At 73.4% G+C, this 11,276-nt stretch carries 9 protein-coding genes and 1 pseudogene; 2 read left to right on the top strand and 8 right to left on the bottom strand.

All coding sequences use genetic code 11. From position 1 onward, the window contains the following. Positions 1–94: 94 nt before the first annotated feature. Positions 95–727, top strand: coding sequence for a TetR/AcrR family transcriptional regulator (locus tag ACY34M_RS23255; RefSeq protein ID WP_462719957.1), 633 nt, complete (start codon positions 95–97; stop codon positions 725–727). 156 nt (positions 728–883) lie between these two features. On the opposite strand, the gene ACY34M_RS23260 is transcribed toward ACY34M_RS23255, so the two are convergent. Next, positions 884–1,975, bottom strand: a complete 1,092-nt coding sequence (locus tag ACY34M_RS23260; RefSeq protein WP_462719958.1) for a DUF2510 domain-containing protein — start codon at positions 1,973–1,975, stop codon at positions 884–886. A gap of 248 nt (positions 1,976–2,223) precedes the next feature. Here ACY34M_RS23260 and ACY34M_RS23265 point away from each other — a divergent pair. After that, positions 2,224–4,899 (top strand): annotated as a pseudogene (locus tag ACY34M_RS23265) (ATP-binding protein). A gap of 43 nt (positions 4,900–4,942) precedes the next feature. Here ACY34M_RS23265 and ACY34M_RS23270 read toward each other — a convergent pair. From ACY34M_RS23270 to ACY34M_RS23300, 7 genes are all read right to left on the bottom strand, one after another. Beyond that, a complete protein-coding gene (locus tag ACY34M_RS23270; RefSeq protein WP_462719959.1) occupies positions 4,943–5,755 on the bottom strand; it encodes an SDR family NAD(P)-dependent oxidoreductase in 813 nt (270 codons plus the stop codon). 64 nt (positions 5,756–5,819) lie between these two features. Further along, on the bottom strand, positions 5,820–6,941 hold the full coding sequence (gene pcaDC, locus ACY34M_RS23275) for a bifunctional 3-oxoadipate enol-lactonase/4-carboxymuconolactone decarboxylase PcaDC (RefSeq protein WP_462719960.1): 1,122 nt from the start codon (positions 6,939–6,941) through the stop codon (positions 5,820–5,822). 222 nt (positions 6,942–7,163) lie between these two features. Further along, positions 7,164–8,480 (bottom strand): 3-carboxy-cis,cis-muconate cycloisomerase, encoded by a 1,317-nt coding sequence (gene pcaB, locus ACY34M_RS23280; protein WP_462719961.1) that lies wholly within the window; start codon positions 8,478–8,480, stop codon positions 7,164–7,166. Further along, positions 8,477–9,091, bottom strand: coding sequence for a protocatechuate 3,4-dioxygenase subunit alpha (gene pcaG / locus ACY34M_RS23285; RefSeq protein WP_462719962.1), 615 nt, complete (start codon positions 9,089–9,091; stop codon positions 8,477–8,479). The genes pcaB and pcaG overlap by 4 nt, the downstream gene beginning before the upstream one ends. Positions 9,092–9,100: 9 nt before the next feature. Next, a complete protein-coding gene (gene pcaH, locus ACY34M_RS23290; protein WP_462719963.1) occupies positions 9,101–9,874 on the bottom strand; it encodes a protocatechuate 3,4-dioxygenase subunit beta in 774 nt (257 codons plus the stop codon). Between the two features lie 13 nt (positions 9,875–9,887). Then, on the bottom strand, positions 9,888–11,102 hold the full coding sequence (locus tag ACY34M_RS23295) for a thiolase family protein (RefSeq protein ID WP_462719964.1): 1,215 nt from the start codon (positions 11,100–11,102) through the stop codon (positions 9,888–9,890). Beyond that, a partial coding sequence (locus ACY34M_RS23300; protein ID WP_462719971.1) for a CoA-transferase occupies positions 11,099–11,276 on the bottom strand: 178 nt, incomplete at its 5' end. The genes ACY34M_RS23295 and ACY34M_RS23300, both read right to left, overlap by 4 nt.

The following is an 11,276-nucleotide window of genomic DNA, read 5'->3' on the forward strand; positions in this document are numbered from 1 at the left end:
CCAGTGTACCGATACGGTGGCGTACCGGTACACTGGCGTATCGATAGGCCGGTGTGATCTCATCTACACCGCAGCCGACCGAGGAGTGAGGGCCATGACGACGCGAGAACAGGACACCGAGGCCGCGCCCACTGCCTCGCGCCGCTCCAAGATCAGCCCGGAGCGGGCCCAGGAGTTCTTCGACGTGGTCCTCGACCAGCTGCGGGCGCAGGGCTACGGGGCCCTCACCATGGAGGGCGTCGCGGCGCAGGCCTGCTGCAGCAAGTCCACGCTCTATCGGCAGTGGAAGACGAAGCCGCAGCTCGTGGCCGCCGCACTGCGGGCGGGACGCTGCGGAAAGTTCGCCTCGGCCGACACGGGTACGCTCGCGGGAGACCTCGTGGCCGCCGCGCGCAACGCGGCGGCGCAGGCGAAGCCGGACACCGCGCTCATGCAGGCACTCGGGCACGCCGCGCTCCAGGACGACGAGCTGAAGCGTGCGCTGCGCGAGGCGCTCATCGAGCCGGAGCTGGCGTCGATCGACGAGATCGTGAAGCGTGCGGTGGCGCGCGGCGAGATCGCCGCGGACCATCCCGCGCTGCCTTATGTGGCCGCGCAGCTCTTCGGAGTCATGCGCAGCCGACCGATCCTGGAAGGGCGCGACGCCGACGCGGGCTATCTGGTCCGCTTCGTCGAGCACGCGCTGGTTCCGCAGCTCGGTCTGACCCCGGAGGGTCGGGCCACCTGAACGGGAGGCCGCCGGTCGCAGGGATGACCGACCGGTGGTCTGCCCGCGCCGCACCGTGGGGACGGGGGCGGCGCGCACCCCCGGCCGGGCGGGTTCCTCCTTGAGCGGAGGGGGACCCGCCCGGTCGCATGCCTGCCGGGTGCGCCGGGACGGTGCTCAGACGTTCTCGCCGGCGTCGCCGTCGCCGGTGACCGTGGCCTTCTTGATGCCCTTGAGGATCTTGTCGATCGACGCGGCGTCCGGGCCCTTCGCCTTCTCCGCGGCGGTCCGCGGGACGTCGACGCCCGCGCGCAGCACGACGAGCTTGTCGGGGTTCGCGGGGGAGGGGAAGGCGGCCGACTCGACCCACGCGTCGACGCCCGCCTTCGTCTCGACGCTCCACCGGACCCGGTAGCCCTTCTGCCCGGCGACCGTGACGGCCTTCGCGAACACCTGCTTGTGGCTCGTGATCCCCTGGTAGATCTTGCCGCCGTAGGACGACTTCGCGTTCTTGGCGATGTCCTCCTTCGCGGCGGCCTTCGCCGTTTTCGCGTCGAGCTTGAGGCGCTTCGCCGACGAGGTGGACGCGCCGCCCCTGACGCAGACGTCGTCCTTCGAGTTCGGGCAGGGGTACGGGCCGACCGTGATGCCCGCGACGCCCGCGCCGTCGGTGCCGGTCCAGTCCTTGATGACCGGGATCGCGACGCCGTTGCCGACGTCGGTGGCGTACCCCTCGTCCAGCGGTGCCTGCGGGGAGGACTGTGGCGCGTCGGGGGCCGGGCTCTCGCCGGTGTCGCCGTTCCCGCCGCTCCCGCCGTCGTCGGGGGCGCCGGGGCCCTTCGGCTCCGCGGGGCTCTGCGACCGGGAGCCCGCCTTGTCGTTCTTGCCGTCGCCGCCACCGCCCGAGGTGAGCGCGTAGACGCCGGTGCCGATGCCCGCCAGGACCACGACCGCGATCGCCGCGGCGATCGCGATCCGCCCCCGCCCGCGCGACTTCGGCGGCAACTGGCCCGGATATCCGGGATAGTTGGGATACACCGGATTCGCGCCGGGCGCGGTCGGCTGCTGTGCGAACTGTGCCGGGGGCTGGGCGGGCGCCTGTGCGGGTGCCTGTGCGGGGGCCGGGGCAGGCGCCGCCTGCGGTGGCGGGGTGGTGGCGGGGCGGGTCTGGTCGGTCCAGCGGGCGCCGTCCCACCAGCGTTCGGTGCGCGGGCCGTTGGATATCTGCCCCGGATCGGGATACCAGCCTGCGGGAGTCTGCGACGTCATGGACGGAACAGTATGAGGCGTGGCTGAAAACGCGATGAGAGGGGCCGCCCCGCTGTCGGGATCGTTACCGGGCGGTCGTCCGGCCCCCAAGTCCGGCCAAATGTCACCGGCTGTCGCGACGCCCCACGAAGCGCAGGCCGCGCGGTCTAGTCTCGTGACCAGTACGTCGATCGCCCCATGTGATCGGCTGCGACCACGACAGACGAAGACGGACAGAGATCAGACGAAGACGAAAGGGAGGCTGCGGGATGACCCAGGGACGGCACGCCGGCGCCGCGCCCTCTGGCCCTCATCTGTGGGAGCGAGAGTCCGAGCTCGACGTCGCGGCGCGCGCCCTCGACGACCTGTACGGCGGCTCCGCGGCCGCGGGCAGCCTCGTCGTCTACAAGGGAGAGGCCGGCATCGGCAAGACCGCCCTGCTCTCGCACGTGCGCGAGATGGCGGCGGGCCGCGCCACCGTGTGGTAGGCGCGCGGCGGCGAGACCGTCACCTCCGTCCCCTTCAACGTCGTACGCCAGCTCCTGCAGCCCGCCCTCGTGGCGCTCTCCGAGGACGAGGCCCGCGAGTACTTCGGCGACTGGTACGACATCGCCGGCCCCGCCCTCGGCATCGCCGAGCCCACCGGCCGGCAGGCCGACCCGCACGGCGTGCGCGACGGCCTCGTCGTCGCGGCCTCCCGACTGGCGCGACTGCACTGGCCGTTGGTGCTGCTCATCGACGACGCGCACTGGGCCGACCTGGAGACCCTGGAGTGGCTCGCCGCGTTCGCCGAGCGCCTCGACGACCTGCCCGTGTTCGTCGTCGTGGCACAGCGCGAGGCCCCGAGCGAGCGCGCCGCCGCCTGCCTGGACGCGGTGGCCGCCGCCGCCCGCCCCGGCGCCGCCAGGCTGCGCGAACTGACCCCCGAAGCCGTCGCCGGTCTCACCCGCGTCACCCTCGGCCCGCACGCCGACGGACCGTTCTGCCGCGAGGTGTGGGCGGTCACCGGCGGAAACCCGTACGAGACCGTCGAGTTGCTGGCCAAGGTGCAGGACGCGGCGCTGAGCCCCGACGAGGAGTGCGCTGCCGAACTGCGCGTCCTGAACAGGTCGGCGCGCGGCCGCGGCCTCGTCACCCGGCTCGAAGGACTCGGCACCGAGGCCACCCGGTTCGCCTGGGCCGCCGCCATCCTCGGCACCCGCATCGAGCCGGGCCTCGCCGCGCTGCTCGCCGGCATGAACCCGGAGCAGGCGGGGCGGTGCGCCGAGCGCCTGGTCGCGGCGCGCATCCTCACCGGTGACACGTACGGGGACGCCAGCACCCTGGAGTTCGTGCACCCGCTGATCGCCTCCGCCGTCTACGACGCGATCCCGCCCGCCACCCGCACCGCGATGCACGGACAGGCCGCCTGGGCCGTCACCGCGTCCGGGCACGGGCCCGCCGCGGCCTCCCGGCACCTGCTGGAGGTGCACCCGGACGACGACATCGAGCTCGTCGAGCAGATGCGCGCCGCGGCCGGTGAGCACCTCGCCGTCGGCGCCCCCGAGGCCGCCCGCCGCTGCCTGGAGCGGGCGCTGCAGGAACCGCCGCTGCCCGAGATCCGCCCCGAGGTGCTGTACGAGCTGGGCTGCGCCACGCTCCTCACCTCGCCCGCCACCACCATCGGCCACCTCAGGGAGGCGCTCGACACGACGCCGGGGCTCGACGGGGACCTGCGCGTCGACGCGGTGTGCCGACTGTCCCAGGCGCTGGTCCACAACGACCAGTTGGAGGAGTCGCTGCGGCTGATCGACGAGGAGGCGGAGCGGCTCGCACCGGGCCCCGCCCGGCTGCGGTTGCAGGCCATGCACTTCATGTGGGAGGGCATCCACTCCGGCGAGGAGGACTCGCCGGGCCGCTCGCGCCGCCTCGCCGAACTCGCCGACCGGCTCGCGGGCCGGGACAACCCGGAGCGGGTCCTGCTGGCGCTGCGCGCCTTCGACGCGATGACGCGCGGCGAGAACGCGGAGGAGGTCGTCGAGCGCTGCGACCGCGCGATGCTCAACGGCCGCCTGGCGCCCGGCCTCGGCTGGACCGACCCCGAGTGGGGCTTCGAGGTCCTCGCCATGCTCACCGTCAGCTACGTCTACGCGGACCGGCTCGACCGCGCCGAGAGCATGTTCAGCGAGGCGCTGCGCACGTACGAGACGGCGGGCTGGAGCGGCGGACACCTCGCGCTCGCCCACGCCTTCGTCGGATACGTGCACCGCAGGCGCGGCCGGCTCACCGACGCCGAGGCCTTCCTGCGCGAGGGGCTGCGGCTCGCCGACCGCGTCGGCCGCGGGCTGCCCATGCACTGGGACGCGGCCTGCATGCTCATCGACACCCTGCTCGCCCGCGGCAAGGCGGCGGAGGCGCGCGAGGTCGCCGACCGGTACTCCTTCGGCCCGCCCTACCCGTCCACCGTCGTGCTGCCCGACGCGCACTCCGTCCGCGGCCGGCTGCTCCTGGCCACCGGCGAGGTGGAGGAGGGCATCAACGAGCTGGAGACCGCCGCCAAGGCGGCCACCGCCCGCGGCGGACACAACACGATCATGGCGCCCTGGGCCTGCGACCTGGCCCGCGCCCTCGCCCCCACCGACCCGCGCCGCGCCGCCCAACTCGCCACCGAGGCCCGCATGCAGGCCGAGCGGTTCGGCACCGACACCGCCATCGGCGAGGCCCTGCGCTGCGCCGCGGCGCTGGAGACGGGCCAGACCCAGCTCATGCTGTACGCGAAGGCCCTGGCGTACCTGGAGGCGTCGCCCGCCGCGTACGAACACGCGGTGGCCCGCGTCGAGTACGGCATAGCGGCCCGCTCCCTGTCGGAACTCAACCGCGGCCTGCAACTGGCCCGCGCCTGCGGTGCGGACGGCCTCGCGGCACGGGCGCGCGAGGTCCTGGAGACGGGACGGGGACTGCGCTAGGCCGAGCGGCTTTCCCTTGTGGCGGGGGCCTCCTGAAGGGGGCTCAGAGTCCGAACGGGCCGAGGATCCGGTCGAGTTCCGCGTCGAGCCGGTCCTGGACCTCGCGGTCGTACGTGTCCGCGTGGGCGAGCGTCGGCTGCTCCCCGTCGAAGAACCCCGAGGAGGCCTCGCTGCCCAACGCGCCGACGGCCAGCTCCAGTACACCCGCCGCGCCGTCCTCGACGGTGTTCAGCGGACCGACCCCGGCCTCCCGGACCATCGCCGTGTCCATGTACGTCGCCGGGTGGATGACGTTGACGTTGACCCCGGTGCCGGACAGCTCGCGGGCGAGGGCGAAGGTGTGCGCGGCGAGGGCGAACTTGGCGCGGCAGTACGCCTCGGTGCCGCTGTAGTCGTTGCGGAAGTCCAGGTCGTCGAAGTCGACCGGAGCCTGCCCGAGGGAGCCGCAGTTCACCACACGGGACGGTGCGTTGTCGCGCAGCGTGGGCAGCAGGGCGCGGGTGAGGGCCACCGGGGCGAGCAGGTCGACGGCGAACCGCAGCTCGTGCCCGTCGGCGCTCACCTCGCGGCCCGAGCCGGGCGCACCGGTGCCGACACCCGCGTTGTTCACCAGGACGTCGAGGTCCGGGTGGGCGGCGGCGACGCGCGCGCCGAGATCGCGGACCTGGTCCAGTGAGGCGAGGTCGGCGACGAACCCCTCGGCGCGCCCACCGCCTGCCCGCAACTCCTCGACTAGAGTCTCCGTACGTTTCTCGTCGCGGCCGTGGGCCAGCACGACGTGCCCGCCGCGGACGAGCTCGAAGGCGAGGTACCGGCCGAGGCCGGAGGTGGCACCGGTGATCAGGATTGTGGCCATGCGTCCAGGCTAGGGGCCAGGCCGTTCGCCGGACGTGACCCCCCTGGTCGTACGCCTGTCGGGGTCAGGCGAGGCCCTCCTCGGCGAGCACTCGCTGGGCCACGCCGAACGCCGAGTTGGCGGCCGGCACGCCCACGTACACGGCGCACTGCTGCACCACGGCGCCGATCTCGTCCGGGGTGAGGCCGTTGCGCAGCGCGGCGCGGACGTGCATGCCGAACTCGTCGAGGTGGCCGTGGGCGACGAGCGCCGTCATCGTGATCATGCTGCGCTCGCGGCGGGTCAGCGTCGGGTCGGTCCAGATCTCGCCCCACGCATAGCGCGAGATGAAGTCCTGGAACCGGGCCGTGAACGGCGTCTGCCGCGTCTGCGCCCGGTCCACGTGCGCGTCGCCGAGCACCTCGCGGCGCACCTCCATGCCGCGCTTCGCCGACTGCCCGAGGTGGGTGCGCAGCAGCCCGACGACCGCCTCCGGCCGCTCGGCGGGGGCCAGGTGCGAGGCCCCGGCCAGTTCGACGAGCTCGGCATCCGGTACGGCGTCGGCGATCTCGCGCAGGTGGGCGGGCGGCGTGGCGGGGTCCTCGCGGCCGGCGACCAGGAGGGTCGGCACGGCGATGTCGGGGAGCCGGTCCCTCAGGTCGAACGCGGCGAGGGCGTCGCAGCACGCGGCGTAGCCCTCAGGGGCGGCGTCCCGGTTGTCCCGCACGAGCCGTTCCACGGTGAAGCCGGGGGTGAACCAGCGGGACGGCGCGGTTTCGGCGACACCCGCGGTGCCCTCCTTGCGGACCAGGGCCGCCCGGTCCTCCCAGTTCCTGGCGCCGCCGAAGTGGGCGGAGGAGCAGATGACGGCGAGGTTCGTGAGGCGTTCCGGGTGGTGCACGGCGAGGTGCAGGCCGACGGCGCCGCCGAGGGAGACGCCCGCGTAGGCGAAGCGGTCGATGCCGAGGTCGTCGGCGAGGGCGAGGACCAGGTCGGCGAGGTCCCCGACGGTGGCGCCCGCCTTGATCAGTCCGGCGTCCGACCCGCCGTGACCGGGCAGGTCCCACCGTACGACGCGGTGGGCGCTGGAGAGTTCGGGCGCGACGCCGTCCCACAGAGCGAGGCTCGTCCCGAGCGAGGGCCCGAGGATGAGCGCGGGGGCGGTGGGCGAGCCCTCGGCGTGGTGGTGGAGACGGGGTGCGGTCATGGGTGGGCTCCCGGTGGGTCGAGGGGTCGACGTGGGCTGGCGGGGTTCGGTCGTCGTCGGGTACGGGTCATACGTGGCTGTGCGCGCAGTTCGCCCCTTCAGGGGCGCGGGGAACTGCGCGAGCGCGACCACGGGGTGGCGCGTCATCGCTATCAGTGCGACGCGGCCCCACCCCTGCCACGCGCCCGCAGGGAATTCGGGAAGGGGTGGGGTGGGGGAATGTCACCGGCGCGTCAGCGCCCGGTCCACCAACGCACCCGCCGCCCCGACGTAGCGCGACGGGTCGGTCAGTTCGGACACGTTCACGTCCGCGTCCTTGAGCAGCGGCTCGGCCGCCAGCACGTCGGCCAGAGGGCGGCCCTCCTCACGGGCCCGCCGCGAGGCGGACGCCAGGAGTTCCTTCGCCGGGCCGCGCCCGAGCAGGCCCGCCAGTTCCGCCGAAAGACGTTCCGACACGATCGCCCCACCGGTCGTCGACAGATGCGCCCGCATCACATCCGCTCGCACCACCAACCCGTCGACCAGCTCGGCGGCATCCCGTGCCGCGCCGCCCACCACCCGCAGCAGCTCGCGCAGCGTGGACCATTCGGCGTGCCACGCGCCCGCGGGCCGCTCGTCCTCCGCGGCCACGGACGCGTAGAGCGTCGCGGCGAGCGCCGGCGCACGGCGGGCCGCGGCGGCGACGAGCGTGGAACGGACCGGGTTGGCCTTGTGCGGCATCGCGGAGGAACCGCCACCCGCACCCTCGGCCAGCTCACCGATCTCCGTACGGGACAGCACGAGCACATCCGCCGCGATCTTGCCGAGCGCGCCCGCCGCGAAGGCCAGCGCCCCCGCCAGGTCCGCCACCGGCGTCCGCAGCACGTGCCACGGCAACTCCGCCTCCGCAAGGCCGAGTTCACGCGCGTACGCCGCCACGAGGGCGAGCGGGTCGTCCGCCCCGTACGCCCCGAACGCCGCCAACGTGCCCGCCGCGCCGCCCAGTTGAACCGGCAGCGCCGCACGCACGCCCCGCAGCCGGTCCCGCGCGTCGAGGACCAGCGAGCGCCAGCCCGCCGCCTTGAGGCCGAACGTCGTCGGCACGGCGTGCTGGGTGAGCGTACGGCCCGGCATGACCGTGTCCCGGTGGTCCGCCGCGAGGCCCGCGAGCGCGCGCTCCGTGACGGCGAGCTCGTCGAGCAGCACGTCCAGCGTCCGCGCCGCGACCAGCATCAGCGCCGAGTCGAGGATGTCCTGGCTCGTCGCGCCCCGGTGCACGTACGGCGCGTACTCCGCGTCGACCGCCGCCGTGAGGTCCGCGACCAGCGGGATCACCGGATTGCCGCCACCGCGCGCGCGACGCGCGAGGTCCCGCACGTCGAACCGCTCGGCGACAGCCGCCGCCGTCACGGCATCGGCGGCCTCGGCGGGCGCCAGGCCCAGCGAGGACTGCGCCCGCGTCAGGCCCGCCTCCGCATCCAACAGGGCCTGCAGAAAGGCCTCTTCGGACGTGGTGCGCTCGGTGGGCGCGCCCTCGCTGCCGGGGTCGAACAACGTCACGTGAACTCCAGGAAGACCGTCTCGCCCTCGCCCTGAAGGCGGATGTCGAAACGGTACGTGCCGTCCGCCTGCCGCTGTGCGATCAGCGTGTCGCGCCGCCCGGGGTCCACCTGCTGGAGCACCGGGTCGGCCGCCAGGGCCTCCTGCGCCGCCTCGTCGCCGGCGAAGTAGATCCGCGTGAACAGATGCACGAGCAGTCCGCGCGCGAAGACGCACACGCTCAGGTACGGGGCGCTGTCGCCGCGCGCGCCGGGCCGCAGCGTGCGCACGTACCAGTGGCCGTTGACGTCGGTCTGGATGCGACCCCAGCCGGTGAACTCGACGCCGTTGCGGCCGAGGTAGCCGCCGGTCGTCGGGTCGCGCCGGATCGAGCCGTCGACCTGCGGGAGGTTGCCCTCGGGGTCGGCGCCCCAGATCTCGACGAACGCGTCGGGCAGCGGATTGCCCGCGCCGTCGTAGATGTAGCCCTGGACCGTGACGGTCTCCGGGTGGCCGACGGGCGCGATGTCGGCGCCGCCGGGGAAGGGCAGCGCGTAGCCGTAGAACGGGCCGACCGTGTGCGAGGGGGTGGGGAGCACCGCGTCCGGGTTGCTGGTGTCGATCTTCGTCATGGTGGTCGCTCAGCGCCCTTCTTCGATCCAGGTGGCGTTCGGGCCGTCGAGCACGATGTCCCACTGGTAGCCCATGGAGAACTCCGGGACGGACTGGCTGTGGTCGTACGTCGCGACCAGGCGCTGGCGCGCGGCGTCGTCGGTCACGGACTGGATGATCGGGTCGTACGGGAACAGCGGGTCGGCGGGGAAGTACATCTGCGTCACGAGCCGCTGCGTGAACGCCGAGCCGAACATCGAGAAGTGGATGTGCGCCGGACGCCAGGCGTTGGTGTGCTGACCCCAGGGGTACGGGCCCGGCTGGATCGTCGTGAACCGGTAGTTGCCCTGATCGTCCGTCAGCGTGCGTCCCACACCCGTGAAGTTCGGGTCGAGCGGGGCGTCGTGCTGCTCGCGCTGGTGGGCGTAGCGGCCCGCCGAGTTGGCCTGCCAGATCTCGACGAGCTGGCCGCGGATCGGCCGCCCGTCGCGGTCGAGGAGCCGGCCCGCGACGGTGATGCGCTCGCCGATCGGCTCGCCCACGTGCTGCTTGGTGAGGTCGTTGTCGAGCTCCGTGATGTCGCGCTCGCCGAAGGCGGGGGAGGCCAGCTCCACCAGCTCCGGGTCCTTGGAGACGTCGATGTTGACCGGCGGCTGCTTGGGGTGGCGTAGAACGGAGGAGCGGTAGGGCGCGTAGTCGCGGCGCGGCTGGTGCTCGACGGGACCGCCGTCGGCGAGCCGCTTCTCGTACGCGGCGTGCGCGGCGGCGATCTCCGCGTCGATGTCGTGCTGGGTGAGAGCCATGGGGCGGTCCTTCCTAACGTTCCAGGACGAGGGCGAGGCCCTGGCCCACGCCGATGCAGAGCGTGGCGACGCCGACGCCGGAGCCCTTGCGGGCGAGCTGGTGGGCGACCGTCCCGGCGAGCCGGGCGCCGGAGGCACCGAGCGGGTGGCCGAGGGCGATGGCGCCGCCCTGCGGGTTGAGGACCGCCGGGTCGAACTCGGGCCATTCGGCGACGCAGCCGAGCACCTGCGCGGCGAACGCCTCGTTCAGCTCCAGGGTCGACAGGTCACCGAAGCCCTTGCCCGCCTTGGCGAGTGCCCGGTTCGTCGCCTCGACCGGCGCGAGTCCGAAGTAGTGCGGTTCGATCGCGGAGACACCGGTCGCGGAGATCCGGGCGAGCGGCTCGCGTCCGGTGGCCTTCAGGCCCTCCTCGTCGACGAGGAGCAGCGCGGCGGCGCCGTCGTTCAGCGGCGAGGCGTTGCCCGCCGTGACCGTGCCCCCGTCCTTGCGGAAGGACGGCTTGAGCTTCGCCATCGCTTCGAGGGTGGTGGTGGCCCGTACGGACTCGTCGGCGTCGACGACGACCGGCTCGCCCTTGCGCTGCGGAATGCTCACTGAGGCGAGCTCCGCGTCGAACAGGCCGTTCTTCTGCGCGGCGGCCGCCTTCTGGTGGCTCGCGAGCGCGAACTCGTCCTGCTGCTCGCGCGTGATGCGGTGCTTGTCGGCGATGAGTTCGGCGGACTCGCCGAGCGGCACCGTCCACTGCGGCTCCATCTTCGGGTTGACCATGCGCCAGCCCAGAGTGGTGGAGAACAGCTCGGTGTTGGTCGCCGGGAACGGCTTGTCGTTCTTCGGCAGGACGTAGGGCGCGCGGGTCATCGACTCGACGCCGCCCGCCACGGCGATCGACGCGTCGCCGACCGCGATGGCGCGGGCCGCCTGGATCACGGCCTCCAGGCCGGAGGCGCACAGCCGGTTCACGGTGACGCCCGGCACGGACGTCGGAAGCCCGGCGAGCAGACCCGCCATGCGGGCCACGTTGCGGTTCTCCTCGCCCGCGCCGTTGGCGTTGCCGAAGTACACGTCCTCGATCCGGGACGGGTCCAACTGAGGCGTACGGGCGACCAGTTCGCGGATCGCGTGCGCGGCGAGGTCGTCCGGGCGGACGGCCGAGAGGGCGCCGTTGTAGCGGCCGATGGGGCTGCGTACGGCGTCGACGATGTAGACGTCCTTGACGTTGCGGCTCACTTGGCTGCCTCCGGGATGCGTACCTTCGCGGCGGTCTTCTCGACGATCTCCTCGGCGGTGACGCCGGGCGCCAACTCGACCAGTTCGAGGCCGTCGTTGGTCACGTCGAGCACGGCGAGGTCGGTGATGATGCGGTCGACGCAGCCCTTGCCGGTGAGGGGCAGGGAGCACTCT

It is taken from the genome of Streptomyces sp. EDA2-14 (assembly GCF_054963755.1).

Excerpts from the sequence above, each read along its gene's own strand:
- ACY34M_RS23255 (WP_462719957.1), top strand. The coding sequence starts at position 95 with ATGACGACGCGAGAACAGGACACCGAGGCCGCGCCCACTGCCTCGCGC.
- pcaDC (WP_462719960.1), bottom strand. The coding sequence starts at position 6,941 with ATGACCGCACCCCGTCTCCACCACCACGCCGAGGGCTCGCCCACCGCC.
- pcaG (WP_462719962.1), bottom strand. The coding sequence starts at position 9,091 with ATGACGAAGATCGACACCAGCAACCCGGACGCGGTGCTCCCCACCCCC.
- ACY34M_RS23260 (WP_462719958.1), bottom strand. The coding sequence starts at position 1,975 with ATGACGTCGCAGACTCCCGCAGGCTGGTATCCCGATCCGGGGCAGATA.
- pcaH (WP_462719963.1), bottom strand. The coding sequence starts at position 9,874 with ATGGCTCTCACCCAGCACGACATCGACGCGGAGATCGCCGCCGCGCAC.
- ACY34M_RS23270 (WP_462719959.1), bottom strand. The coding sequence starts at position 5,755 with ATGGCCACAATCCTGATCACCGGTGCCACCTCCGGCCTCGGCCGGTAC.